The organism is Streptosporangium sp. CA-115845, from assembly GCF_050943795.1.
Classification (GTDB): domain Bacteria; phylum Actinomycetota; class Actinomycetes; order Streptosporangiales; family Streptosporangiaceae; genus Streptosporangium.
Genome location: NZ_CP191988.1, coordinates 9,990,160 through 10,014,655 on the forward strand (window position 1 = coordinate 9,990,160; position 24,496 = coordinate 10,014,655).

The following is a 24,496-nucleotide window of genomic DNA, read 5'->3' on the forward strand; positions in this document are numbered from 1 at the left end:
GCTTCCCACGATGCTCGCCAAGATGTCTCGTGTCGTTTGGCATCAGGCAGGGGAAAGAGCCCTCATTATGTGCTCATGCCCGCTTCTGTCACCCTGTCCGGGCGCCTCGTGCGCCTGGAACCGCTCAGCCTCGCGGTCGTCGACGACCTCGTCGCCGCGGCGAGTGAAGACCGCTCTACCTACGGCTTCACTCGCGTCCCCAATGGCCGGGACGAGATGGTCTCCTACGTGGAGGCCACTCTGGCTGAGCAGGCGGAGGGCCGCACGATGCCCTTCGCCATCCGGTGGCTTCACACCGACCGTGTGGTCGGTGCCACCCGTCTCATGAACCTGGAGTACTGGCAGGGCCCCATGCCCTGGCCTCCGGGCACTCGTGGGGCGGTGGGCGATGTCCCGTCCGTGGCGGACATCGGTTACACCTGGCTCTCCGCCTCCGCGCAGGGAACCGGTGCCAACCGCGAGAGCAAGTACCTGATGCTCTCCCTCGCCTTCGAGACCTGGCAGGTCCACCGCATAACCCTCAAGGCCGACATACGGAACGTACAATCCCGGGCCGCCATCGAAGCCCTCGGCGCGCACCTCGACGGTGTGCGGCGGGCGGAGAGCCGAGGCGCCGACGACACGGTCCGAGATACCGCGTACTACTCGATCCTGAGCGACGAATGGCCGATCGTCCGAGAACGGCTGCGCGCGCGGATGGGCCTGTTCGAGGCCGCGTGAGACGCCCCTGAACAAGGGGTAACGCAAGGAGAACCAAATAAACCGACAAAAGCCATATAACGGTCAAAGCTCACTTTAACTACTTAATGGAACAAAAGGCCCGCCCGGGGTTCCGGGCGGGCCTGGTATTCGCCTGATGTCGTACGCGGGTCATGGGAGGCGTTCGTACGCCGCGCCACCGAGCGGGTCACGAGGTGGGATTACTCCTCGCCGTCGACCTCGTAGATGTAGCGCCACTTGCCGCACAGCGTCCTCTTGGCGTCGTGCTTGTCCCAGTAGCAGACCCTGACCTGCAGGTTTTCGACCTCTTCCCGAACGAAGTGGAAGGGGGTGTAACCCTGGGAGCCGCACTTGCGCGCCCAGTAGTAGCTCTCCTCGCCCTCGTGGTCCTCGACCTTGAACTGGACGTAGCCGCAGAGCCAGCCCGGCGAGTACCTGTCGTAGACCCTGCCCTGGACGTGGACGCTGTCGTCGTCCTCGGTCCAGACGCGCCCCTTGGCGCTGGCGCGGGAGTCGTCGTAGTACTTGGAGTAGTAGGAGCCCCAGAACTCGTCGTAGTCGCTGGAGGCGGCCGGGCCGGCGGTGGTAGTGGCGGCCGAGGCCGGAGAGGCGAGGGCCGGAACACCGATCGCGATGACGGCGGTGGCGGCGGCGAGACCGAGGAGTTTGCTGATCGAGCGGCGCATGATGGTTCTCTCCTTGAGGGGGCGGCTCCCGACTTCCTCTAGGAGCCATGGCTCATTGATAGACTCGCCCGCCTTCATCACGCTTACAGCGCCTTTATCCATACCTGCAATCCACCGACATGTCGGGCATGGCCGCCCCCGTATGGGGCCATGCCCGACAGCCACAGCATTGTGGACATGACTCAACAGCCGATTAACGTGCGATCAACGGCTCGGCGAACGGACAACCCTCTACTTACTGAGTCAGCAGAGTAGGATCTATCATTTGGCCATAAAACTTCCCATCGGGCGGAGATTCAAGAAATGGCTGTTCAGGGCAGCGGAGACGGATTACGGTTCGCCGTACTCGGTCCTGTCCAGGCCTGGCGTGACGGATCCGAACTCGACCTGGGCACTCCACTGCAACGTTCCATCCTGGCGATGCTCCTGCTGAGGGAGAACCGGGCGGTGACGCCGACCGAGATGATCGACGCGATCTGGGGGGACGACGCCCCGCCCCGCGCGCTCGGCGCCCTGCGCACCTACGTCTCCCGGCTGCGCGCGGTGCTGGAGCCGGACAGGTCCCCGCGCACCCGCCCCGAGCTGCTCACCTCCGTCGGCAGGGGGTACGCGCTGCGGCTGAACGGGATCGTCCTTGACCTGGTTCTCTTCGAGCGCGGCATCGCCGAGGCCGAGGTCGCGCGCCGCGCGGGCGACCTGGCGAAAGCCGCGGAGAGCCTGCGTGCGAGCCTGGCGCTGTGCACCGGCGAGCCGCTGGCCGGAGCCGTCGGCCCCTATGCCGAACACCAGCGCGACCGGCTCACCGAGCGCCGGATGAGCGTGCTGGAAGTCCTGATGGACCTGGACCTGGAGCTGGGCAGGCACGCCGACGTGCTGTCCGAGCTGATCGCGCTGACCGCCGACCATCCGCTGCGCGAGCGACTCCGCGCCCAGCTGATGCTGGCCTACTACCGCTGCGGGCGCAGGGCGGAGGCACTGGCCGCCTTCGCCGAGACCCGCGCCACGCTGATCGAGGAACTGGGCATCGAGCCCGGCCCCGACCTGATGAGCATGCACCAGCGCATTCTCACCGACGCCCCGACCCTCGCGCTCGCCCCTGCCGACCGACCCGCACGGCTCACGCCCGCCGAGACCGCACCGGCCGCCCCGGATCGGAGCCCGAAGCCGGAGCCGACGAGAACGCGGGGAACGCCGGTGGTCCCGGAACTGCCGCGCCCCGCACAGCTTCCCGCCGCCGTGAACGACTTCACCGGGCGCCGTCAGATCATCGCGCGGCTGCGCACGCTGCTGTCGGCCCAGGAGGGCTCCGAGGGCGTGCCCGTGGCGGCCATCTCCGGCATCGGCGGCGTGGGCAAGACGGCTCTGGCGGTGCATGTCGCCCATGCCATGCACGACCTGTTTCCCGATGGCCAGCTCTACGCCGACCTGCGCGGGTACGGCGTGGAGCCGACCGCGCCCGAGTCCGTGCTGGCCGCGTTCCTGCGTGGGCTCGGCCTGCCCGCCGACGCCATCCCCGACGGCCTGGCCGAGCGTTCCGCGCTGTTCCGCTCGCTCCTGGCCGATCGGCGGATGCTCGTGCTGCTGGACAACGCCCGCGACGCCGCGCAGGTGGGCCAGCTGCTCCCCGGTTCGGCCGGGTGCGCGGCGATCGTGACCAGTCGCGGCAAACTCGCCGACCTGGCCTCGGCCCGGCTGATCGACCTGGACGTCATGGAGCCTGAGGAGGCTCTCGCGCTGTTCGGCACCGTCGCCGGCACCGAGAGGGTGGAAGCGGAACGCGCCGCCGCCATGGACGTGGTCGCCGCCTGCGGTTTCCTGCCGCTCGCGGTGCGAATCGTGGCGGCGCGTCTGGCCGCCCGGCCGTCCTGGACCGTCGCCTCCCTGGTTCCCCGGCTGGCCGACGAACGCCGTCGTCTGGACGAGATGCGCGTGGGAGACCTCGCGGTGGAGGCGACCTTCGCCCTCGGGTACGGCCAGCTCAGTCCGGCTCAGGCCCGCGCGTTCCGGCTGCTCTCCCTGCCCGGGGGCCCGGACATCTCGATCGGGGCCGCCTCCGGGCTGCTCGCGCTGGAGGCGATGGACACCGAGGACGTCCTGGAGTCCCTGGTGGACGCCAGCCTGCTTGAGGCCCCGGCCCCTGGCCGTTACCGCTTCCACGACCTGCTCAAGCTCTTCGCCCGCCGGGTCGCGGAACGGGCCGAGGGCACGGTGGAGGGGGATGGCGGTCAGGATGGCGGGGAGCGGCGCGGGTCCGGGGTGAGCGTGGCCATCGGCGGGGAGGGCGCGGCGGCGCTGGCCCGGCTGCTCGACTTCTACCTGGCGTCCGCGCGCTCGGCGCACCGCCTCGCCTACGAGGGCAGCACGATCGCCGACCAGCTGGGGGTCACCGGTACCGGCCACGCCTTCGCCTCCGCCGACGAGGCTGTGGCCTGGCTGTCGGTGGAGGCGGAGTCGCTGTTCGCGTCGATCGTCCAGGTGACCCGCGCGAACCAGGCCGAGGCACTGCTGCCGGGGGCCGACCTGCTGCTCGCCATGGAGCCGCTGCTGGAGTCGGGGAGCCACGGCCGCGAATTCGAGAGCCGGACGCGGGAGATGCTGGCCGTGGCGCGACGGCTCGGTGCCGTCTCCAGCGAGCTGCGCTGCCGCTACGTGCTGGGCCGGGTGCTGTTCGGCACCAACCGGCTGGCCGAGGCCGAGGAGGAGTTCCGTGCCTCCCTGGAGCTGTCGGCCGGGGGCGATCGCATCGTTGTCGGTGAGGTACTGAACGCGTTGGCCGTCGTGGCCGGGCGCCGACGCCGCCACGTGGAGGCCCTGGCCTGGTTCAGCTCGGCGCGCGAGGCGTTCAGGGAGGTCGGAGCGCGGGGCGGGGAGGCGCTGACACTCAGCTACTCCGCCCGCGACCACCTGTTCCTGGAGCAGCCGCAGGAGGCGATCGCCGCCGCCGAGCAGGGGCTGGCCCTGTTCATCGAGATGGGCTCCAGCGCCGGCACCGCCAGGGCCCGCTACCACCTGGGGATGATCCTGTCGCGGGTCGGCCGGTTGAACGAGGCGGTCCATCACCATGCCGAGTGCCTCGCCTTCTTCCGGGCCAGCAGGCAGCGGGTCTGGGAGCAGCGGGTCTGTTCCCGGCTGGCCGAGACCTTCATCCACGCGGGCCGCTTCACGGACGCGACCCGTCACGCGGAGCAGGCGCTTACCGTGAGCCGGGAGATCAGCCACCCGTACGGTGAGGCGCAGGCTCTGTGGGTGCTAGGCAAGGCGCTCAACGGTCTCGGCAGCACCGGCCGCGGGCGCGACTGCCTCGAACGTGCCCACGACCTGTTCAGCAGGCTCGGCGCACCCGAGGCCGAGGATCTGCGCCTTCTGCTGGAGCGCGACCAGGTCGACAGCTAATCCAAGATCATCATAAAGATCATCATCAAGTCGCGTCATCCAAACATGGTTGATCACTGGCATACCCCTCGAAGTCGGTCCGCGGTCCGGGATGAACATGGAAGCCCGGCCGGCCGCCTGGCCCCGGGCGACGTGTAGGGGGCCCGGTCATCCGGTACGTCGCCCGCGGGCCGGCCGCCTCACAGTGGCAGCCGGCCGGACTTTGCACGGACCCTTCACCCCCCGAGTCCGTGCCCCACGCCCAGAGCTTCCCCCGCCGGGTTTGACATCCGATTGACAGGCAATAGCGGCGTTATCCACAGTCTGTGGATAATCACCCTGTGGATATGTGGAAAAACCCCTCGGCAATCAGCGGACGGAGCACGGCAGGGGCCTTGGCCCGCAGGTCATCGGGGTCCTCACCGGTGAGTTCCGCGATCGCGTCGAGCAGCGGGGCCAGTGGATAGTCACCGTCACAGACCCCCGCGAGGGCGGCTTCCACGGTCCCGACCCGCGTGCTGCGGCGCAGCCTCCCGGTCTGCCTCAGCACGATCCGTGCCGGGTCCTCGGCTCCGGGCGGTCCGCTCCGCTCCTCCAGCACTCCCTCGGCGACCGCCAGCCTGGCGCCCAGCAACTGGGCGTCGGTCAGCCGGTGCGCCGTGGTGATCGCGCCGAGCACCTCGTCCACGTATCCGCCGACCGGCAACTCCACCGGCAGGCCGTACTCCTCCACCCGCACGACCGGGTCAAGGCTCCCGGAGTCGTGCAGCGTGATCCAGCCGAAGCCGATCCCGGTGACGTTCTCGGAGTCGAACCAGCCGAGCCAGTCGTCGTAGAGCTCGCGGTAGCGCGGGGTGCCCTGCTCGGCGGCGTCCCTCAGCCACAGCTCGACGTACTCGGCGGGATCCTGCACGTCGCGCTGGACCGCCCAGCCGTCACAGCCGGTCCCGGCGAGCCAGCCGCCCACCCGGTCACGCCAGTCCTCGCCGTCGACGTGCAGCCAGTTGGCCAGCAGGTGGCAGGTGCCGCCGGGTGCGAGGTGGCCCGGCGCCCGCCGTACGAGGTCGCGGCAGAAGTCGTCGGCGGGCAGGCCCGACTCCCGGTAGGTGAACCGGCCGGCCGGGGAGATCACGAACGGCGGGTTGGAGACGACCAGGTCGAAGCGTTCGCCCTGGACGGGATCGAACATGGAACCCTGCCGCGCCTCGACCCCGGTGATCCCGGACAGCGCCCAGCTCAACCGGGCCAGCTCCAGCGCGCGCGGGTTGACGTCGGTGGCCGTTATCTCCTCGGCGCGGCCGTTCAGATGGAGCACCTGGACCCCGCATCCGGTACCGAGATCCAGAGCACGCCCGACCGGGCGATGTGAGGCCAGCTGGGCGAGGTTCGCCGAGGCTCCCCCCGCGCCGACGACGTGGTCCGGGCGCAGGGCGGGGTCGCCCGGCCTGACCTTGCGGTCGGAGACCACGTAACCACCGGTCTCCCAGGGCTGCAGGTGAACCGTGGAGGTGACCCACCCGCCCTCGACGGTCACCAGTCCCGCGGCGGCCAGTTCCTCCAGTGGGAGGCCCGCCGGTGCCCCTCGCGCCTCCATGGGGGCGCCGAGCCACCACAGCCGGATCAGGGTGCCGAGCGGGTCACCCTGGCCGGTGACGCGCAGGGCGGGCACCGTCTCCTCACGAGAGAGCGCGGTGGCGGCGACGTCACCGAGTCGCTCGCGGACGCCGTCGATGGTGTAGCCGGTGTCGAGCAGGAGCTCTCTGAGCCGGTCCAGCAGATCGTTCACCGGGCAATCCTCGCACCGGGCACGTCCGGCTGCTCCGAGTGATGAGACTGTTACACACCGGGGTAAGCATTCTGCAAGCGGACTTCAACCGGGAGGCGGTACTTCTTGGTAGCTGCACCATCCGTTCCAAAGGATCCGTGATGCTGATCCCTTGCTTCGCCTGTGAGTCCCGTTTTCGCCCTGATGAGTATTTTCGCGCCTGCCACGACTACTGCCGAGGCAAGGACCTGGTCGCCTGGACCTGTCCGCGATGTGGCAATCAGGATGAGTTACGAGTCTTCCCCGGAGAGCTGGGGTTCGGCTACGCCAGGCGCGGCAGGTTCGACGTCTCCGACCGGGTGCGCGTGCCCGGCCTGCGGCGCCGGCGTCAGGACCTGCGACTGGACATCTCGCTCGACAAGGACGTCTGGCGGGTGTCGACGCGGATGCGCCAGCTGGCGGGCACGCGCTGAACCCGCTCCGGCCGGGCAGGAACGGTGACGACGGTCAGGAGCCCTGCTGCCGCAGGCTCTGCCAGGCCGCCTCACAGAGGCCGCCGATCTCCTCGGAGGTGGGCTGGTGCGCCCCGGCGAACCACAGGCGGCACATCTCGTTGGCCGGTCCAAGCCAGAGCACGTAGCACATCGTCGGATGGACGGGCTGGAGCAGCCCGTTCTTCATGTGCGGGCGCCACCAGTCGGAGACCGTTCTGAAGAACGCCCTGCGCGACTCCGACACCTCGGTGCCGCCCGGCTCCTCGCGCCTGGGCGGCCGCTCACTGATCAGCAGGTGGGCGCGCTCGCGATGCTCGCCGCACCAGGACATGTGCAGCGCGACGATGGCCTCGATGCCCTCCCTCGCCCCCTCGTGGCGATGGAGCTCGGCGAGGAACGCGTCCTGGTACATGCGCAGGGTCTCGGCGTACAGGACGCCGAAGACATGTTCCTTGCTGGCGAAGTGGTGATAGAAGCTGCCGACGCTGACGCCGCTCTCCTCCCGGAGGCTGGCCAGCGTGGTGGCCGAGACACCATCTTGGCTGAATCGTCGTAGGGCGCCCTCGACGATCCTGGTGCGGCCGTCGCGTCCGTTCTTGGCAGTCTTCACGACTCCAATGGTGAGGCACCAGAACCTTATTCCGCAAACTGGGCGGGAAACGGCTTGGACCACGCCGATCATACCGCCTTGATCGCGACACCGCGCCACCGCCCCGGAAGCCCTGCCACATGCTCGCGTCCCGGCACGGGGACTCCTCAGCGCAGGATTCTCGCGGTCACCTCCACCGTGCCACAGGAGGCGCGCATGGTCGCCTCAGGCCACATCTTGCGGATCATCGCCAGCACCGTGCGGTTGTCTCCGAGCACGTCCATCCCCACCGTCCCGGCCCCCCGGGCCGCCGCGCGGCGCATCAGCGCACGGACGAGCCGGGAGCCGAGCCCCACCCCCTGCCACTCGTCGCCCACCACCACGGCGATCTCGATGTCGGTCGCCTCTCCCTGGCTCCGGTGGCTCATCGCGTGCCCGACGACGAGGTCCCCGCGTACCGCGAGCAGCGCGTCGCACCGTTCGTCCACGGCCAGAAGCGCCCTGACAAAGCCCGCGCCGGGACGGCTCACCCCGGTGAAGAATCGCCGTGCCTGCGTCCAGGACGACAGCCCCCCGAGGAAGCGACGGACCCGTTCCTCGTCATCCGGCCGCGCGGGCCGGATCTCGACAGCCTTCCAGGACCCGGCCACGACGTCCACGGGCACGGGCGGTGCCGAGGCCTGGCACGGCGACGCCAGCTGAGTTCGCATCATGGACTCAGATTCTCGCAGGAGAGCTGAGTATGTCAAGTAGACTTAGATGAGCGTTGGAGGTGGCGCCATGGCGACTTACGATTCGCACATGAGTGAGGCGGCTCCCGGCAACCTGCCCCTGCGACTGGAGAACTGTTCCATCGAGCGCGCCCTTGGCATTGTCGGCGAGAAGTGGACGTTCCTGGTGCTGCGCGAGGCGTTCAGCGGGGTACGGCGCTTCGCCGACATGCAGGCCGCCACGGGAGCGCCCAGGCAGGTACTCAGCGCCAGGCTGGCCCGGCTCGTGGAGGAGGGGCTGCTGCGCAAGGTGCCCTACCGCGAACCCGGGCAACGGCAGCGCGACGAATACCGGCTGACCCAGATGGGTCTCGACCTCTACCCGACCCTGGTGGCCCTGATGCGGTGGGGCGACAGGTATCTCAGCGACCACGAGGGGCCGCCGATACTCCTCGCCCACCGTGGCTGCGGCGCGCCGATCGAGCAGCACTTCCGCTGCGCCGAGGGGCACGAGGTGTCCGGCCCGAGAGAGGTCACCCCGCTTCCCGGACCCGGCATGCGCCTCAGCCCTCCAACCCCCGCGTCTCCAGCCCCCGCAGGCAGTGCCGGAGGCTGAGCACCGAGATCAGTGCCGCACCACCGAGCAGCACCGCGACCGCCGAGGTGCGCACCAGAAGGTAGGTCTCCAGAGTCTGGCTGAGCAGCAGCCACAGGCTCAGCACCGCGTTCAGCAGTTGCGCGCAACCCCACAGCACCGACTGCGACACGAAGAAACGGCGCATCCGCGGGTGCTCCGTCACCTGGTCGGGCAGCGGCACGAGATCGGCCACCACCCGCCGGATCAGCGGCCGCCGCAACGGCGCGGTGAGCAGGAAACCCATGCTCACGCAGAACACCCCGAGGCAGGGCTGGAGGAAGAACACGATGGGGTTGCCCGTCGCCACGGTCAGCACCACCCTGACGGTGATCGTGCCCGCCGCCAGCATGAGCGTGCCGGGCGCCTCGCTCCGCCTGACCAGTCGCCAGGCGACCCCGCCGTAGACCCAGAGCGCCGCCACCGCGAGCGCGACGTGCGAGTTGGTGAAGATCAGTGCGACGTAGAAGACGAGAACGGGAAGCATCATGCTCTCGAACACCCTGGGGGCGGCATGCCGCAACAGGGCGCCGAGACGGGGGAGTGCGATCGGAGCCGTGGGAGCGGGCATGAGCACAGTCATCAGGAGCAGGCTCCGAGGGTGGTGGAACGTCCCGGGGGATATTTCAGCCGACCATATGCGATGTCCGAAGTGTCCACGGATTTTTCCATGACATCCGACGATCGCGCGGTTCCGGGCACCTTACTACGCCCGCAGGCACCCCCCGCCACTCCCAAAAGCGCACTCGGAGAACGGGGCGGCACTCCCGATGCCTACTCTTGAGAGCGTGTACCGGTTTCTGCTGACTCCCCGATGGCTGGCTCTGCACGTGGTGGTGTTGCTGGTCATCCCCGCTTTCGTGCTGCTGGGCCAGTGGCAGTTCGGGCGTTTCACGGAAAGATCCACCAGCAGCGACCAGATCACTCGCAACCTCGCCACCGCCCCCGTCGCCGTGGAAGAGCTGACCTCGCCCGGCGGCACCGTCTCCGTGCAGGACAAGTACCGCCCCGTCACGGTCGGCGGCAGGTACGACGCGGACGCCCAGCTCCTGGTCAGGCGCCGCACCCAGAACAAGGTGGTCGGCTTCTACGTGCTGACCCCGCTGATCTCCCCGAACGGCACCGGTGTGCTGGTGAACCGGGGCTGGGTCAAGGCGGGTGCCACGGCCGACGCCCTCCCCGAGGTCCCCGCCCCATCCTCGGGTGAGGTAACTGTCACCGGCAGGCTACGGCCCACCGAGACCGAGGAGACCTCGGGCATCCGGGACCGAGCGGGCCTGCCCACGGGCCAGGTCCTACTGATCAACACCGAGGCGATCGGCAGCCGCCTGCCGTACCGGCTTCTCGGCGGGTATGTCGAGTTGACCGGGCAGTCGCCCGCGGCCACCACCGCGCCGGAACCCGTCCCGGCGCCGGACGTCGGCGGGGGAGGCGGGCTCAACCTGGCGTACGGCGTGCAGTGGTGGCTGTTCATCGGGATCGCGATCGGCGGCTGGGCGCTGCTGATCCGCAGGGAGGCCGCCGACCTCAGGGCCGCGGCCACCGTCGCGCCGGCCACGACCGGCGGTCCGGAGCCCGGCGACCCCGCCGAACTCCCGGACGCCCCCGAGCGGACCGCACCGGCGGAACAGGCCGCACCGGCTGAGCGGGCCGGCACCTGACGAAGAACCCGCCTGAACACCGGCACCCAGGTGCGGACCCGGCGGAAAGCCGCGGAGCCTAGCCGCCGACGAGGTTCAGCAGCGTGCCGGCGCCCAACGCCAGACCCGTGGAGAGCAGGCCCACCCCGATCGCCAGCAGGAAACCCCGCACCCCGCCGAGCCGCTCGCGCGGCGCGGGGCGCCGCCCGGCCTCGAACCAGAGCGGGCGGGGTTCGAGCAGCAGGAACAGCATCGCTCCGGCCTGCCCGACGGTGAAGATCCAGAGCCAGGCCCACCGGTTGCCCAGCCTGGGCGTCGAGCCAAGCATGATCAGAAAGGTAAGCAGCCAGGCTCCGACGACCCACACGCCGCCGACGGACGTCGGCACCTCGCGGGCCCAGAAGGGTATGAACTTCCATTCATCGGAGTCATCCAGCTCGGTCATCCTGACCTGGCTCCGGCCCAGGTCGCCTCTGAGGTCTGCCCTCGTATAGGCGGCCGGGCCCGCCAGGAGCGTCTCCGGGCCGATCTCGCACCAGATCAGCGGGCCCTGGGCCCATCGGATCCGGTGGATCGCCCCGGCCTGCTCGTCGTACTCGATGAGGGAGAGGCGGTCGACCGCCCCCGCGGCGCGGAGTTCGGCCCGCGTCGCCGTCAGGGGCGTGAGGCTCAGCACGGTGACCAGGACGCCGAAGAGCAGGACGAGCAGGAGCACCGTCCGGACGGTCAGCCCGAGGATCCGCCAACCGCGCCGGACTTCGACCGCTTCAGGAGCCATGCCTTATTTACTACTTCATGGTCATGCATTAACCATCGCCATACCGAAAAGAAGCGCCACCGCGATCGCGAACCCCCGCGTGCCGTCGATTCTGGCCGGTGCGGGCAGCACCTCGTACGGCCCGCGCCACAGGGGATGGGGCTCCAGCAGGACGTAGAGCAGCGAGCCGCCGGTGAGGAACATCCAGAACCACGCCCAGCGGCTGGCGTAGCGGGGGTTCGGCCGGGTCAGCATGAGCAGCCAGGCCAGCACCTCCGCCGCCACCGCCACCGGGCCGAAGGGTTCCCACCAGCGCCCATAGGCGGGCGAGCCCGTCAGACCGCCGAAGCCCTCGGTGCGCACGATCTCCACGCCGGGGTCGGCCGCGGCGCGCACCTGGGCCAGGAAGGCCCCCTGGCGGCGCTCAAGGGCCTCGGGGACCAGCCGGGTGGTCTCGGGGTCCCAGACGTCGTCGGGCTGGTCGAAGCGGGCCTGGCTCCAGGAGAGCGGCCCGTGCGACCACGTCAGCGTGCCGTAGGCGGGCCAGTTGCGGTCGTAGACGACCTTGGTCACCCCGCCCGCCCGCAGGTCCGAGATGAGCTCCGAGGCGGGCCGCAGGGGTGGCGCCTGGTTGAGGTGGACGACCACCGTGGAGATCGCGAGCACGAACAGCAGTGCCAGACGCACGACATACGGTATGTCGCCCCGTGCCGGAACCACCACTCGCATCTCTGCCCCCGTCACGCGAGATCCACCGCCAGACAGGCTAGCCGGTGGTCCTGTAGGGCGCCGGTAAGAGACGTCTTGGGAGACAGAGATACCAACCGGAGACCTTGCGGCTTGAACAGTGTTATTCCAGCGTCATACGGTTGACCGTGTGACTACGCCGCTGCTCCCCGACCCCGAGCCCAGGCGGCGGGACTATGTGATCATTTCGGCCGACGACCACCTGATCGAGCCGCCCGACATGTTCGACGACCGGCTGCCGGAGAAGTACGCCGAACTGGCTCCCAAGGTGGTCGAGACCGACTCGGGTCATCAGGTCTGGCGCTACGGCGGTGCCACCTATCCCTGCGCCGGGCTCGACGTGGGCGCCGGTCTGCCCCGCGAGCAGTGGACGCTCGACCCGGTGCGGTTCGAGCACATGCGTCCCGGCTGCCACGACATCGAGGCCCGAATCGAGGACATGGACCGCGCCGGCGTCTGGGCCGCGCTCTGCTTCCCCGGCATGCTGGCCGGGCAGTCGGGCATGGTCTTCGCCAAGACCCGCGACCAGGAACTCGGCCTGGCGATCCTGCGCGCGTGGAACGACTGGCACGTGGACGTCTGGGCGGGCACCTATCCGGAGCGGATCATCGCCCTGCAGCTGCCCTGGCTGACCGACCCCGAGATCGCCGCCAAGGAGATCCGCGACAACGCGGCGCGTGGTTTCAAGGCGGTGCTCTTCCCCGAGTTCCCCACCCGGCTACGTCTGCCGTCCATCCACAGCGACCACTGGGACCCGTTCTTCCAGGCCTGTGAGGAGACGGGAACGGTCGTCTGCCTGAACGCCGGCGCCGGCTCCTGGGCACCCGTTCCCTCACCGGACACCCCGATCGAGGCGATCACCACACTGATGCCGGCGAGCGCCATGTTCGCCTGTGCCGACTGGCTCTGGTCGGGCATCCCGCTGCGCTTCCCCGCGCTGCGGATCCTCATCGTGGAGGGGGGCGTGGGCTGGCTGCCGATGCTCGCCGAGCGGGCCGACTACGCGCTCGACCACCCGGTGGCCGGTGAGGCCTCCTGGGAGGGTGGCCTGAAGCCCAGCGAGGTGCTGCGCAGAAACTTCTTCTTCGGCACGCTCAACGACCACGCCCTGTCCGGGGTGCGGCTCGCCGTCGGGCTGGAGCACGTGCTGCTGGAGAGCGGCTATCCCCACTCCGACTCCACCTGGCCCGACACCCAGCAGGCCATCGCGACGAACCTGGGCAGCCTGCCGCCCGCCGACATCGCCCGGGTGGCCTACGGCAACGCCGCCCGCCTGTTCGGCCACCCGCTGCCCTCTCGCGCCTGGCTCAGGATGGAACAGCTCTGACCCGGTCACGCTCCCAGTCGACGTAGCGTCCGCCCTCGCCGAGCAGGGAACTCATCAGCCACAGGAAGACGCCGAAGTCGTCGGCCACCCCGATGAGAACCAGGAAGTCGGGGATGACGTCGACCGGCGAGATGATGTAGAGCACGCCAAGGCCCATCATGGCCAGCTTGCCCTTGCTCATACCGGGGTACTGCCCGCGCATGACCGCGCCGATCATCCTGGGGAGAGCGCGCAGGCGAGCGCCGAGACCGGGTGAGCCCGGCTTCGACACGTTCCTGTACGTCTTCCACGCCTGTGCCGCGCGCGCCGCCTTCGCCATGGGGATTCCTCTCGGAAGCACGTTCGCCTGGTGGCGTATTACCCCACCACCTCACGATATAACGCGTGGTTTTCCGATACGGTTCCCGAACGCCCGCCGCGACCGGGACGATCACACCCCCGCCGCCGCTCCCGTCCATCCGTTCCCCGGTATCACCAAATATCCCGAAAAAATCGCGTCAGCGCATCGCCGGGTGCTGGAAGGGCCGCCCCTCCTCGATCTGGGCGGCCACCCGGATGAGCAGATCCTCCCGTCCCGCCGCGGCGACCAGTTGCACGCCTACCGGCAGACCGTCCGTGGTGCGGTGCAGCGGCAGGGAGATCGCGGGCTGCCCGGTGGCGTTGATCGGCGAGGTGAACGCCACCGCCTGGTTGGTCAGGCCCCGCGAGAGGCTGACGTCGTCCGCGGGCAGCCGGCCGAGGCGGAAGGGCGCCACCCCCAGGGACGGCATGAGCAGCAGGTCGTGGGATTCCCACCAGACGGCCATCCGCCGCCGGAACCCGTCGATCCAGTCGCGCGCGGCCAGGTAGCCGACCGCACCGAGCTCGCGACCCGCCGCGCCCAGGATCCGGTTGCGCGTCTCCAACTCGTCCAGCTCCACGGGTCTGCCGCGCCAGCGCCCGATGTCCTCCAGGTCGGCGGCCACGTGAGCGGCGACGACAGTACCGAAGTGCGCGGCGAAGCCGTCCTCGGCGAGCGCGGGCGGTCCCCCCGGCTCGACCTCGTGCCCCAGCGCCGCCAGCAGCCCGGCGGCCCCGGTGACCGCGGCCACCAGGTCCGCCTCGGGCGGGACGGTCCCGTCCGGATGTTCGGTGAGGAAACCGATCCGCAGCCGCCCGGGGTCGGCTCCGACCTCCTCGGCGAGCGGGCGCCGCCAGGCGGACGCGCCGTACGGATCGCCCGGCATCGTCCCCGCGACCACGTCGAGGGTCGCCGCGCTGTCCCTGACCGTACGGCAGAGCAGGCCCGCGGCCGAGAAGCCCGCCCAGGGCTCGCCCGCCGACGGCCCTGAGCTGACCCTGCCCCTGCTGGGCTTCAGCCCGACCAGCCCGCACATGCTCGCCGGGATCCGGATCGATCCGCCGCCGTCGCTGGCCGTGGCCACCGCGACCATGCCCGCCGCCACCGCCGCCGCGGATCCCCCGCTCGACCCGCCACTGCTGTAGCGGAGGTCGTACGGGTTGCGGGTCGGGCCGAACGCCACCGGCTCGGTGCTGATCGCGGTGCCGAACTCCGGAGTGTTGGTCCGGCCCAGGATCGTGAACCCCGCCCGGCGCAGCTTGGCCACCGCGTAACCGTCGCGCTCCGCCGAGATCCCGTCGAGGGTGCGCGATCCCGCACGGTACGGCTCACCGGCCATGCCCCAGCCCAGATCCTTCAGCAGTGTCGGCACCCCCGCGAAGGGGGCGTCGAGCTCGACCTTGTCCGCCTCCTCCAGTGCCCGCTCGAACCTGCGGTGGACCACCGCGTTGATCGCGCCGTCACACGCCTCGATCCGCGCGATCGCCGCCTCGGCGAGCTCTCTCGGAGAGACCTCTCCCTTCCATACGGCCTGCGCCTGTGCGAGCGCGTCCAACTTCAACAGGTCGTGCAAGAGTCACTCCTCGGCGGGGGCCAGATCTCGTACGGCCTGCGTGATCGGAACCTCGCCACCGGGGATGGGGGCGAGAACCGGGGTGCTCAGACCGTTGCGCACATACTCCCTGATCCTGGCCCTGCACGTGGCGGCGTCGCCGTGCACGATGAGCTCGTCCACCACCTCGTCGGGGATGGCCTTGAGCGCCGCCTGCCGGTCGCCGGCCGCCCATGCCTCGTGCATCGGCCGCAGCACCTCCCCGCGCCCCAGCCAGTCGTGGAAGGCCGCGTAGACCGGGACCGTCAGATAGCTCGCGAGCATCCAGCGCCCGAGCTCGCGCACCTTCTCCGCGTCCTCGCTGACACATACGAACAGCCGGGCGATCAGCTCGGTCTCCTGCCCGACCTCGGCCCTGACCTTCAGCACGTCCTGCGGCGAGAGCCAGTTGGTGATCGCGCCGTCGGCCTCGTCGGCGGCCAGATGCAGCATGCGGGGGCGGAGCGCGGCGAGCACGATCTTCGGCGGGATCTTGGGGGCGCGCTCCAGCTTGAAACCCTTGACCTCGAACGTCTCGTACCGCTCGGTGACCTTCTCTCCCGCGAGGGCCTTGCGCAGGAAGCGCAGGGTGTCTCTGGTCCTGGCGAACGGTTTGACGAACGCTCCGGCGTTCCAGCGCTCCACGATGGCCGGGGAGGAGGCCCCGATGCCCAGGACGAAGCGATCGGGGGCGAGGTCGGCGAGCGTCGCGGCGGACATGGCGAGCAGGCCGGGCCCCCGGGTGGAGACCGGGACGATCGCGCTGCCGAGCCGCATCCCCGGCGCCCATTCCGCGGCCATCGCCAGGGGCACGAAGCCGTCGACGCCGCTGACCTCGGCGGACCAGGCGTCGGTGTAGCCGAGCCCGGGGAGTTCGGCGATCAGATCCTTGGAACTGGCCAGTGAGCGGTCGTTGAAGGGAACCGTCATACCCCAGCGTGGGCCCGTAACCATCGTGCCGCCTCCATATCAGTGGTCGCCGCCCCGGGACCTTCCCCCTAGAACGACATTCTGATGTAGCTTGCCGCACCCGGCTGGGGGGTCGTCAATAGGGTGACTGTACCAACCAGACGGTACGCCCCGGATGTAATGATCTATGTCGGCTCTCCGCTTACCCTCTCATCACTTTCCGTATGATGTTAGAAACCTTGCGTGACGACGCATCGGTGGAGGAAAAAACGACGGGGCCTGCTCGGCGCGGCGGTCCTCGCGACCTGTATCGCGGCCCCCGCACCGGCCACGCCGGCTGTGCTGCCCTCGCTCTCGGCGCTCTCGGCGCTCTCGACGACGGGCGGTGCCGGCCCGCCCGCCCCGCAGGTCGTCCGGCACGTCGGAAAGCCGATCTCGGCCTCCAGTCGCTCAGCGCGCCCGGAACCCGGGACGGACCACTCGACGGCAGGCCCCCAGGCGAGTTGGAAGCCCGGATATCCGGCCATGCCGTCACCCGAGATGAAGGCCGAGCCCGACTACCCGACAGCACCTCCCCGGGTGGGCTGGGAGCCCGGGGATCCGGTCGTGTTTCCCGCCGAGGTGAAACCCGAACCGGATCATCCGAAGGAACCGCCGGAGAAACCGGGCTACCCGGCAGACATTCCGATCAAGCCGGAACCGGAGTCGGATCCCAAACCCAAACCCAAACCCAAGCCCGAACCCAAGCCCGAACCCGAACCCGAACCGACACCCGAACCGGAGTCGCCGACGCCCGCCCCACCCTCACCGCCCCGCCCCTTTCCGCCCGCCTACGTTCCCAAGGCCGCTGTCACGCCGGCACCACCCCGGACCCGCCCCCCGCGGCCCGCACCGGTGACGCGTCCCAGCGCTCCTCCCCTCCTGCGGCAGCGACTGGTGCTGGACCGCTACGCCGAGCGGCGCGAGGGCACCGACCGCAGACTCGTCCTTCTGGTGATGTTCACCGGCGTGATCTCGGTCACCGCGGTCGCCGCCCTCAATCACCGGGGCCGCAGATAGCGCGGACGGCACACGATCGGACAACGAAGCCCGCCGGGAGCCACCGGCGGGCTTTTCCGATCCCGGACGCGCCGAACTACGGCTGGGCGGGAAACTGACCGTCGATCTGGTCGTACTGCCGCTGTGCGGCCTTGAACGCGTCAGGCCCGACGGCACCCGGCCCGCTGAACGGGTGACTGATCAGGATGATGAAACACACCCCGATGACGACCACGCCCACCCGGACCAGATCGGCGACGATCGACGGGAACGTGGGCCGCACCCTGAGCGTCCAGGGCAGCGCGATCACCAGCAGCCCGGAGAGGATCATCAAGATCACGAAGATGCTCTCCAGGCCGGTACTCGCGTCGTCCCCCCTTACCGTTCGGGCGTGGGAGATCTCGGAGATCCGGTCGAGCGCGTCCTGCTGGAGGTTCTTGCTCGCGTCGCCGATCGGCTGGAGCCGGAGCACCGAGGCCCGCATGTCGGCGAGGGTCTGCCCGGGAAGCGGGGACATCTCGCTGCCGGCCATGAGCGGCCAGTCGAGGTCGATGCTCTGCGCGGTGTACTGGCGGATCTGGGTCCTGACCGGCACCGCCTCGGGGATGGGCGCCACCGACCAGTACATCTCGGTGAGGCTCTCGGCCTCGGCCTGGACGTCGGTCTCCGTCGTCCAGAGCCCGTCCCGGCACAGAACCGCGGCGTAGGCCAGCACCAGCAGGTAGACGGCGAGGGCGAGATTGGCGGAGAAGTCGACGGACGACGAGCCGTGCCCGTCGTCATCCCGCCCCTTTCTCCTCAGCACACGGAACGCGATCAGCAGGATCGCGACGGACAGCACCACCAGCACGGCTACCCAACCCATGGGACTCCCTTGAATCCGTCATCAAATCAATCACTCAGGGTAATCAGATCGACACGGTGATTCCTGGAGTTCCGCCGGTATTCACTCGCGAAGTTCGTGAACTCCCGCGATGAAGTCACGGGCGACCCCGCGCAGGCCAGGCAGGTGCGAGAGCCCCACCAACCGGTCCACCAGCGGCACGGTGAGCTCGATGAACCGATATGTCCGTCGGCATCCCGCCGAGTCGTCGTGCACCCAGAACAGCACGACGCCCATCGACATCAGCCAGAGCAGTTCGGGCAACTCGGCCCGCAACTCGGCGTCCATCCGGTCGGAGGATCCCTCCACGACCCGCCGGTAGATCTCGATCGACGCGTCCCTGGAGGGCGAGGACTCGGCGCTGAACGGGTTGAGCGGGTTGCTCGGCTCGGCCGCGTGCTTGAAGAACTTCACCGCGAACTCGTGGTACGGCTCGGAGACCCGCACCCACTCCCGCAGCACGCCTTCCAACCGTGCGGCGAATCGGTGCTCGGCGGCCAGCAGCTTCTCGCACGCGGCCTCGTGCTCGGCCTGGGCCCGGTCGTAATAGGCCTGGACCAGGATCTCCTTCGAGGCGAAGTAGTAGTAGGCGTTGCCCACCGACACCCCGGCCTCGGCGGCGATGGCCCGCATCGTGGTCGCCTCGTACCCTCGCTCGCGAAAAAGCCGCAGGGCCGTCTCCACGATGACCTCACGGGTCCTGTCTGATCCACGGCTTCTCGGGGGCGGCTCGGCCATAGAGCACCTGTCACCTATCGCTTGGAGCTGGGAGAACGGGCTCATCTGGTCTCTCTCCACTGGACGAACCCTAGATCATCCGTCCCGCGTCACCAGGGAGAAGCCCCAGTCAACGACCCTAGGCGCGCCACATTGCCCCCGCCACTCATATCAACTATTGCCACACGGCTCTCGTCTCCGCGTGCCTCTGGCGGTAGCGACCCGATCATGCCGAGCACCGTGCGACCCCTGTCTCAGCAGGTCATCGAGCCGCACGATGATCCCCATTACCGGGCAAAATTCACTCTTCGGGAGGGATCATCCGGGTTCGGGGGTGGGATTGATCCATTTGGCGGAAGGGCTCCCGCGACAAGGGATACACAATGGGGACACGTCCCTGTAGACAGCGGGCTGCCCGGTTCACCGCCGGAGCACTGCTCGCTCTGCAGATATCTTTCATCGCATCGGCCCGGGACGACAGTGCGACCGCGGAGAGCGGACACGCGTCGGCCACCGTCACGATCGTGAGCCGGCCGATCACGACCGGCCCGGTGGAGGCACACCGGTCCACGATCATCGGGACGTACGACACCGGTGCCCTGGAAACCGCCGGGCTCTACCGCCGGACCGTCCACCAGGAGCCCTCCCCCCGGGGGAGGGACATCGCCACCGCGGGCACCCCACCGGAACAGACGGCCCCCCTGATCCTCGAGACCACGGGACGGACGCGGGCCGCCGCCCCGGCGGGCACCCCACCGGAACAGGCGACTCCCCCGATCCTCGAAGCCGCGGCGCGAACGCGGGACACCGCCACCGCGGACGCGCCATCGGAACAGGCGGCCCTCCTGATCCCCCAGAGCCCCCGGGAGACCCGGGCCTTCCAGCCGCGGTCCCTCCCCGAAACCTTCGCGGAGCAGGCACCCTCCGCCCCCGAGAACCCGACCGAGGCCCACCCCCCTCAGGCGCAGCGGGCCAAACAGCGCCAGCCGGTGCGGCTGGCGCAGGCGGATGCCAAGCAGCGCCTGCGGGCGGCGGGCCTGACCTGGAGCTCCTCAGGCAAATGCGCGAACCGTCGCGGACGGCACTGCACCTCGCTGCAGGCGGTCCGGGCCGCCACCGTCTCCGACGTGATCGAGCTGAAGCGCCGCAGCGGTTGTCCCCTGGTCGTCACCGGCGGCACCGAGGTGGGCCATGCCCCGGGCCCCTTCAGCCACTACATGGGCTACAAGCTGGACATCAAGCCCAACGCATGTATCAACCGCTACATCACGAAGAACTATCCGTCACAAGGCATACGAGGCGACGGAGCCCCCCTGTACGGCGAATCGGCGACCTCGGGCACCCTCTACGCCCGCGAGGCGGACCATTGGGACATCCTCTTCCGCTGACTCGCGAGATCCCACCTCCCAAGCGCCGGGTTCCACCGCCTCCGGTGTCCGCCGCTCACACGAGTGCCGCGAGGGTCGTGCGGCGACACCCGATGCCGCCGCACGACCGGGGAGGTTACGCGTACTCGGCCGCGACCAACTCGGCGATCTCCGCCGCGTTCAGGGCGGCGCCCTTGCGAAGGTTGTCGCCACAGACGAACAGGTCGAGGGTGTTGGGGAAGTCGAGCGCCTGGCGAATTCGGCCCACGTAGGTGGGGTCGGTTCCGACGACGTCCGCCGGGGTCGGGAAGATGCCGTTGGCCGGGTCGTCCATGACGACCACGGTCGGAGCGGCCTCCAGGATCCGATGGGCGTCGGCGACGGTGATCTCACGCTCGAAGGTCGCGTGCACGGCCAGCGAGTGGGTGGTGATCACTGGGACGCGGACGCAGGTCGCCGAGACCTTCAGGTCGTGGATCCCAAGGATCTTCCGCGACTCGTTGCGGAGCTTGATCTCCTCGGAGGCCCAGCCGCCGTCCTTGAGCGAGCCCGCCCACGGCACCACGTTGAACGCCACCGGTGCCGGGAAGGGCGACTCGGCGTCCCCGAGCCTGTTCTGCAGGACCTTGCGCACGTCACCGGCGGTCTGCCCGACCGTACGGTCGCCCGCCAGGGCCTCGACCTCGTCGTAGAGGCGGGCCGAGCCCGCCACACCCGCGCCGGAGACCGCCTGGTAGGAGGCGACCACCAGCTCACGCAGGCCGTACTCCTCGTGGAGGGCACCCATCGCGGCCATCATCGACAGGGTCGTGCAGTTGGGGGTGGAGATGATTCCCAGCGGCCGCTCGCGCGCGGCCTCGGGGTTGACCTCCGGCACGACCAGCGGAACCTCGGGGTTCATCCGGAAGGTGCCCGACTTGTCGATGACGACGGCACCGCGCTCGGCGGCGATCGGCACCCACGTCGCGGAGACCTCGTCCGGCACGTCGAAGATCGCGATGTCGACGCCGTCGAAGACCTCGGGAGTCAGCTCCTGGACGACGAGGTCCTCACCGCGGACCCTCAGGACCTTGCCCGCCGAACGGGCGGACGCGACGAGCTTGATGTCCCCGTAGACGTTCTCGCGGCCGGAGATGATGTCCCGCATCACGGTGCCGACGGCGCCGGTCGCGCCGATCAGGGCAAGGGTGGGCTTGCGGCTCATCGCCCGGTACCTCCATAGATCACGGCTTCAACCTGGTCGGCGTCGAGGTCGAACGCGCGGTGCGCGGCGCTGACCGCCGTGTCCACCTCGTCCTGTCCGACGATCACCGAGATGCGGATCTCCGAGGTGGAGATCATCTCGATGTTCACCCCCGCGTCGGCGAGAGCGGCGAAGAACGTCGCGGTGACGCCGGGGTGCGAGCGCATGCCCGCTCCGATCAGCGAGACCTTGCCGATCTGGTCGTCGAAGAGCAGCGACTCGAAGCCGATGCGCTCCTGGATCTTCTTCAGCGCGGTGAGCGCCACGGAGGCGTCACTCGTGGGCAGCGTGAAGGAGATGTCAGTCCGCCCGGTCGTCGCCGCCGACACGTTCTGCACGATCATGTCGATGTTGACCTCGGCGTCGGCGAGTGTTTTGAAGATCGTCGCAGCCTCGCCGACCTTGTCGGGAACCCCGACAACGGTGATCTTGGCCTCGCTCCGGTCGTGCGCGACGCCGGAGATGATCGGCTGCTCCATCTCTGTTCCTTCGCTGTCGGGGTCGGAGACGACCCACGTGCCTTCCTTGGTGCTGAACGAGCTTCTGACGTGGATCGGCAGGCCGAAACGGCGAGCGTACTCAACGCAGCGCAGGTGCAGGATCTTCGCACCACAGGCCGCCATCTCCATCATCTCGTCGTACGAGATCCTGGGAATCTTCTGGGCGGTCGGGACGATGCGGGGGTCGGCGGTGAAGACGCCGTCCACGTCGGTGTAGATCTCACACACGTCGGCGTTCAGGGCGGCGGCGAGCGCGACCGCCGTGGTGTCCGAGCCTCCCCTGCCAAGCGTGGTGATGTCCTTGGTGTCCTGGGAGACGCCCTGGAACCCGGCCACGATCGCGACCTGGCCGCTGTCGAGCGCCCCACGTATCCGGCCGGGCGTCACGTCGATGATGCGCGCGCGGCCGTGCGAGGAGTCAGTGATCACGCCGGCCTGGGAGCCGGTGAACGAACGCGCCTCCTGGCCGCTGTTGGCGATCGCCATCGCCAGCAGCGCCATCGAGATGCGCTCACCCGAGGTGAGCAGCATGTCAAGCTCCCGGCCAGGCGGGAGCGGCGAGACCTGCTGGGCGAGGTCGAGTAGTTCGTCCGTCGTGTCACCCATGGCGGAAACGATCACTACGACGTCGTTGCCGGCTTTTTTCGTCGCGACGATCCGCTGAGCGACCCGCTTGATGCAGGACGCGTCGGCGACGGACGAACCACCATACTTCTGAACAACGAGCGCCACGAGATGTCTCCGAAGCAATCTAGGGCTGTGGAGTTCACAGTCTACTGGCGCCCTAGCTGGGATCTTCTGATGTGGCTCAGTATGTGGACGATCACACGGTTGTGCGCTCCTCGGCGACATCAAGCCGGGTATGGGCGACAAGGGCCTGAAGTGCCCGCATCGCCGCTCCGGCGTGGTTTCCCCAGGTGTTGAAATAGGAGTACTGCCACCACCAGAGAGCCTCCAGCGGGCGACCCGCACTGTGGTGCCGCAGACCGTGCAGGAGGTCGGCGGCCACCGCCGTCAGGTCGTCGGAGAGACGGTACGGAGTGACCCCGGTGTCCTTGTAGGGGTCGAAGACCTCGGCGTAGTCGTCGACCGGCCCCAGCCGCTCGGCCAGAGCCGTTCGGACGGCGTCGACGTCCGGGTCCTCGCCCAGATGCGGTTCCCAGTTGCCCGACAGGATCACGTCCTGGCTCGCGCCGAGCTGCGCGCCGGCTGAGCTGACCTGCGCGACCTCCACCAGCAGCAGGGGCAGGATGGCGTCGCCGCCCTCGCCGCCCGCCAGGCGGGTCAGGCCGTCGATGTAGTTCTTCGCGTGCTCCGCGATCCGCTCCGCGAGAGCACTCCACGCGTCATCAGACATCAAGGAGCCTCCTTCCCTCGAACGCGCGGCCCAAGGTGACCTCGTCCGCGTACTCAAGGTCACCGCCTACCGGCAGACCGCTGGCCAGTCGTGTCACTTTCAGTCCCATCGGCTTGACCAGACGGGCGAGATAGGTCGCCGTCGCCTCCCCCTCAAGGTTGGGGTCGGTGGCGAGGATCAGCTCGGTGACCTGGCCGTCCGCCAGGCGGGTCATGAGTTCTCTGATGCGCAGGTCGTCGGGGCCGACACCGTCGATCGGGCTGATCGCCCCGCCCAGCACGTGGTAGCGGCCTCGGAACTCGCGGGTCTTCTCGATGGCCACGACGTCCTTCGACTCCTCGACGACGCAGATCACGTGGGGATCGCGCCTGGCGTCACGGCAGATCCGGCACTCCTCCTCCGCGGCGACGTTGCCACAGACCCGGCAGAAGCGGACCTTCTCCTTGACCTCCAGCAGAGCGTGCGCGAGCCGTTTCACGTCGGCCGGCTCCGCGGCCAGCAGGTGGAACGCGATGCGTTGCGCACTCTTGGGACCGACGCCGGGGAGCATCCCCAACTCGTCGATCAGGTTCTGGACGACCCCTTCGTACATGACCTAGAACCCGGGAAGCTGGCCGAGCCCGCCCCCGCCCCCCAGCCCCTGCGCGAGGGGACCGAGCTTCTCCTGCTGCAGGTCGGCCGCGGCACGCACGGCGTCGCGGATGGCCGCGATGACCAGGTCGGCGACGGTGTCCGCCGTCTCCTGGGGGTCACCGGGGTCGATGGCCTCGGCTCTGATCTCTAGTTCGAGCAGCTCGCCCCCGCCGTTGACGGTGGCCACGACCAGGCCGCCGCCCGCGGAGCCCTGAACCTCCGCGTCGTTCAACTCCTGCTGGGCGCTCACAAGCTGCTGCTGCATGAGCTGAGCCTGCTCCAGCAGCTGCTGCAGGTTGACATCCCCTGGGTTCACCGTCGTTGTGCTCCTCATTCGTGATATCGGTCGTCACGAGCCTACGGGTTCTGAGCCGGGTGTTGTACTGAAGCGAGCACGGGTTCCCTGCTGACGGGGATTAAACCTTCGTCGGGCCTCGGGCCCCCTCCAGACGTCCGAGACCCGACAGGACACGCCCC

25 protein-coding genes are annotated in these 24,496 nt (G+C 69.2%); 8 read left to right on the top strand and 17 right to left on the bottom strand.

The annotated features are described in order from the left end of the window. Window positions 1-75 precede the first annotated feature (75 nt). Entirely contained in the window at window positions 76-720 is a 645-nt protein-coding gene (locus ACQP0P_RS47435) for a GNAT family N-acetyltransferase (RefSeq protein WP_433369742.1), read from the top strand. 200 nt (window positions 721-920) lie between these two features. On the opposite strand, the gene ACQP0P_RS47440 is transcribed toward ACQP0P_RS47435, so the two are convergent. Further along, on the bottom strand, window positions 921-1,406 hold the full coding sequence (locus tag ACQP0P_RS47440) for a hypothetical protein (protein ID WP_433369745.1): 486 nt from the start codon (window positions 1,404-1,406) through the stop codon (window positions 921-923). Window positions 1,407-1,709: 303 nt separating this feature from the next. Between ACQP0P_RS47440 and ACQP0P_RS47445 the strand changes: the two genes are divergently transcribed. After that, complete coding sequence (locus ACQP0P_RS47445) at window positions 1,710-4,799, top strand: AfsR/SARP family transcriptional regulator (protein WP_433369747.1); 3,090 nt, start codon at window positions 1,710-1,712, stop codon at window positions 4,797-4,799. A 313-nt stretch (window positions 4,800-5,112) separates the two neighbouring features. Here the strand turns inward: ACQP0P_RS47445 and ACQP0P_RS47450 are convergent, their stop codons facing one another. Then, complete coding sequence (locus ACQP0P_RS47450) at window positions 5,113-6,564, bottom strand: DUF7059 domain-containing protein (protein ID WP_433369750.1); 1,452 nt, start codon at window positions 6,562-6,564, stop codon at window positions 5,113-5,115. Window positions 6,565-6,704: 140 nt separating this feature from the next. Between ACQP0P_RS47450 and ACQP0P_RS47455 the strand changes: the two genes are divergently transcribed. Continuing rightward, entirely contained in the window at window positions 6,705-7,016 is a 312-nt protein-coding gene (locus ACQP0P_RS47455; RefSeq protein WP_433369752.1) for a hypothetical protein, read from the top strand. Between the two features lie 34 nt (window positions 7,017-7,050). Here the strand turns inward: ACQP0P_RS47455 and ACQP0P_RS47460 are convergent, their stop codons facing one another. Next, window positions 7,051-7,647, bottom strand: coding sequence for a TetR/AcrR family transcriptional regulator (locus ACQP0P_RS47460; RefSeq protein WP_030917031.1), 597 nt, complete (start codon window positions 7,645-7,647; stop codon window positions 7,051-7,053). Window positions 7,648-7,793: 146 nt separating this feature from the next. Further along, a complete protein-coding gene (locus ACQP0P_RS47465; protein WP_433369755.1) occupies window positions 7,794-8,339 on the bottom strand; it encodes an N-acetyltransferase family protein in 546 nt (181 codons plus the stop codon). A gap of 88 nt (window positions 8,340-8,427) precedes the next feature. Between ACQP0P_RS47465 and ACQP0P_RS47470 the strand changes: the two genes are divergently transcribed. Next, window positions 8,428-8,952, top strand: coding sequence for a winged helix-turn-helix transcriptional regulator (locus tag ACQP0P_RS47470; RefSeq protein WP_433369758.1), 525 nt, complete (start codon window positions 8,428-8,430; stop codon window positions 8,950-8,952). On the opposite strand, the gene ACQP0P_RS47475 is transcribed toward ACQP0P_RS47470, so the two are convergent. Beyond that, window positions 8,900-9,553: a VC0807 family protein gene (locus ACQP0P_RS47475; RefSeq protein WP_433369761.1), complete on the bottom strand. Its 654-nt coding sequence runs from the start codon at window positions 9,551-9,553 to the stop codon at window positions 8,900-8,902. The genes ACQP0P_RS47470 and ACQP0P_RS47475 overlap by 53 nt on opposite strands. A gap of 205 nt (window positions 9,554-9,758) precedes the next feature. Here ACQP0P_RS47475 and ACQP0P_RS47480 point away from each other — a divergent pair, with 205 nt between their 5' ends. Beyond that, on the top strand, window positions 9,759-10,631 hold the full coding sequence (locus ACQP0P_RS47480) for an SURF1 family cytochrome oxidase biogenesis protein (protein WP_433369764.1): 873 nt from the start codon (window positions 9,759-9,761) through the stop codon (window positions 10,629-10,631). A 58-nt stretch (window positions 10,632-10,689) separates the two neighbouring features. Here ACQP0P_RS47480 and ACQP0P_RS47485 read toward each other — a convergent pair whose 3' ends face one another. Further along, window positions 10,690-11,388 carry a hypothetical protein gene (locus ACQP0P_RS47485; RefSeq protein WP_433369767.1) on the bottom strand — a complete coding sequence of 233 codons (699 nt, stop codon included), beginning with the start codon at window positions 11,386-11,388 and terminating at the stop codon, window positions 10,690-10,692. Between the two features lie 21 nt (window positions 11,389-11,409). Next, entirely contained in the window at window positions 11,410-12,054 is a 645-nt protein-coding gene (locus ACQP0P_RS47490; RefSeq protein WP_433369770.1) for a hypothetical protein, read from the bottom strand. Window positions 12,055-12,244: 190 nt separating this feature from the next. Between ACQP0P_RS47490 and ACQP0P_RS47495 the strand changes: the two genes are divergently transcribed. Next, a complete protein-coding gene (locus ACQP0P_RS47495) occupies window positions 12,245-13,441 on the top strand; it encodes an amidohydrolase family protein (RefSeq protein ID WP_355626719.1) in 1,197 nt (398 codons plus the stop codon). Here the strand turns inward: ACQP0P_RS47495 and ACQP0P_RS47500 are convergent. From ACQP0P_RS47500 to ACQP0P_RS47510, 3 genes are all read right to left on the bottom strand, one after another. Further along, the gene (locus ACQP0P_RS47500) at window positions 13,422-13,760 is read right to left on the bottom strand and encodes a YkvA family protein (RefSeq protein WP_433369773.1); all 339 of its coding nucleotides are present in this window, start codon (window positions 13,758-13,760) and stop codon (window positions 13,422-13,424) included. The two genes, ACQP0P_RS47495 and ACQP0P_RS47500, sit on opposite strands and share 20 nt — an antisense overlap. Window positions 13,761-13,938: 178 nt before the next feature. Beyond that, the gene (locus tag ACQP0P_RS47505) at window positions 13,939-15,354 is read right to left on the bottom strand and encodes an amidase (protein WP_433369776.1); all 1,416 of its coding nucleotides are present in this window, start codon (window positions 15,352-15,354) and stop codon (window positions 13,939-13,941) included. Window positions 15,355-15,357: 3 nt separating this feature from the next. Then, the gene (locus ACQP0P_RS47510; protein WP_433369779.1) at window positions 15,358-16,326 is read right to left on the bottom strand and encodes an LLM class F420-dependent oxidoreductase; all 969 of its coding nucleotides are present in this window, start codon (window positions 16,324-16,326) and stop codon (window positions 15,358-15,360) included. Between the two features lie 198 nt (window positions 16,327-16,524). On the opposite strand from ACQP0P_RS47510, the gene ACQP0P_RS47515 reads away from it, so the two are divergent. Further along, window positions 16,525-17,340, top strand: coding sequence for a hypothetical protein (locus ACQP0P_RS47515; RefSeq protein WP_433369781.1), 816 nt, complete (start codon window positions 16,525-16,527; stop codon window positions 17,338-17,340). Between the two features lie 76 nt (window positions 17,341-17,416). On the opposite strand, the gene ACQP0P_RS47520 is transcribed toward ACQP0P_RS47515, so the two are convergent. Together ACQP0P_RS47520 and ACQP0P_RS47525 are read right to left on the bottom strand one after the other, a co-directional pair. Further along, a complete protein-coding gene (locus tag ACQP0P_RS47520) occupies window positions 17,417-18,184 on the bottom strand; it encodes a hypothetical protein (protein ID WP_433369784.1) in 768 nt (255 codons plus the stop codon). A gap of 81 nt (window positions 18,185-18,265) precedes the next feature. After that, window positions 18,266-18,886: a TetR family transcriptional regulator gene (locus ACQP0P_RS47525; RefSeq protein WP_433369787.1), complete on the bottom strand. Its 621-nt coding sequence runs from the start codon at window positions 18,884-18,886 to the stop codon at window positions 18,266-18,268. A 557-nt stretch (window positions 18,887-19,443) separates the two neighbouring features. Between ACQP0P_RS47525 and ACQP0P_RS47530 the strand changes: the two genes are divergently transcribed. After that, window positions 19,444-20,307, top strand: a complete 864-nt coding sequence (locus ACQP0P_RS47530; RefSeq protein WP_433369790.1) for a hypothetical protein — start codon at window positions 19,444-19,446, stop codon at window positions 20,305-20,307. 115 nt (window positions 20,308-20,422) lie between these two features. Here ACQP0P_RS47530 and ACQP0P_RS47535 read toward each other — a convergent pair whose 3' ends face one another. From ACQP0P_RS47535 to ACQP0P_RS47555, 5 genes are all read right to left on the bottom strand, one after another. Continuing rightward, window positions 20,423-21,490: an aspartate-semialdehyde dehydrogenase gene (locus ACQP0P_RS47535; RefSeq protein WP_433369793.1), complete on the bottom strand. Its 1,068-nt coding sequence runs from the start codon at window positions 21,488-21,490 to the stop codon at window positions 20,423-20,425. Next, a complete protein-coding gene (locus ACQP0P_RS47540; protein WP_433369796.1) occupies window positions 21,487-22,761 on the bottom strand; it encodes an aspartate kinase in 1,275 nt (424 codons plus the stop codon). The genes ACQP0P_RS47535 and ACQP0P_RS47540 overlap by 4 nt, the downstream gene beginning before the upstream one ends. Before the next feature lie 91 nt (window positions 22,762-22,852). Next, on the bottom strand, window positions 22,853-23,386 hold the full coding sequence (locus ACQP0P_RS47545) for a DUF5063 domain-containing protein (protein WP_350913610.1): 534 nt from the start codon (window positions 23,384-23,386) through the stop codon (window positions 22,853-22,855). Continuing rightward, the gene (gene recR, locus ACQP0P_RS47550) at window positions 23,379-23,978 is read right to left on the bottom strand and encodes a recombination mediator RecR (protein ID WP_030919803.1); all 600 of its coding nucleotides are present in this window, start codon (window positions 23,976-23,978) and stop codon (window positions 23,379-23,381) included. Before recR ends, ACQP0P_RS47545 begins: the two co-directional genes overlap by 8 nt. Before the next feature lie 3 nt (window positions 23,979-23,981). Next, the gene (locus tag ACQP0P_RS47555; RefSeq protein WP_433369801.1) at window positions 23,982-24,335 is read right to left on the bottom strand and encodes a YbaB/EbfC family nucleoid-associated protein; all 354 of its coding nucleotides are present in this window, start codon (window positions 24,333-24,335) and stop codon (window positions 23,982-23,984) included. Window positions 24,336-24,496: the final 161 nt, after the last annotated feature.

Coding starts and splice junctions, on each gene's coding strand:
- ACQP0P_RS47485 (WP_433369767.1), bottom strand. CDS start 11,388: ATGGCTCCTGAAGCGGTCGAAGTCCGGCGCGGTTGGCGGATCCTCGGG.
- ACQP0P_RS47535 (WP_433369793.1), bottom strand. CDS start 21,490: ATGAGCCGCAAGCCCACCCTTGCCCTGATCGGCGCGACCGGCGCCGTC.
- ACQP0P_RS47500 (WP_433369773.1), bottom strand. CDS start 13,760: ATGGCGAAGGCGGCGCGCGCGGCACAGGCGTGGAAGACGTACAGGAAC.
- ACQP0P_RS47470 (WP_433369758.1), top strand. CDS start 8,428: ATGAGTGAGGCGGCTCCCGGCAACCTGCCCCTGCGACTGGAGAACTGT.
- ACQP0P_RS47435 (WP_433369742.1), top strand. CDS start 76: ATGCCCGCTTCTGTCACCCTGTCCGGGCGCCTCGTGCGCCTGGAACCG.
- recR (WP_030919803.1), bottom strand. CDS start 23,978: ATGTACGAAGGGGTCGTCCAGAACCTGATCGACGAGTTGGGGATGCTC.
- ACQP0P_RS47510 (WP_433369779.1), bottom strand. CDS start 16,326: ATGGTTACGGGCCCACGCTGGGGTATGACGGTTCCCTTCAACGACCGC.
- ACQP0P_RS47440 (WP_433369745.1), bottom strand. CDS start 1,406: ATGCGCCGCTCGATCAGCAAACTCCTCGGTCTCGCCGCCGCCACCGCC.
- ACQP0P_RS47545 (WP_350913610.1), bottom strand. CDS start 23,386: ATGTCTGATGACGCGTGGAGTGCTCTCGCGGAGCGGATCGCGGAGCAC.
- ACQP0P_RS47475 (WP_433369761.1), bottom strand. CDS start 9,553: ATGACTGTGCTCATGCCCGCTCCCACGGCTCCGATCGCACTCCCCCGT.
- ACQP0P_RS47455 (WP_433369752.1), top strand. CDS start 6,705: ATGCTGATCCCTTGCTTCGCCTGTGAGTCCCGTTTTCGCCCTGATGAG.
- ACQP0P_RS47520 (WP_433369784.1), bottom strand. CDS start 18,184: ATGGGTTGGGTAGCCGTGCTGGTGGTGCTGTCCGTCGCGATCCTGCTG.
- ACQP0P_RS47445 (WP_433369747.1), top strand. CDS start 1,710: ATGGCTGTTCAGGGCAGCGGAGACGGATTACGGTTCGCCGTACTCGGT.
- ACQP0P_RS47465 (WP_433369755.1), bottom strand. CDS start 8,339: ATGATGCGAACTCAGCTGGCGTCGCCGTGCCAGGCCTCGGCACCGCCC.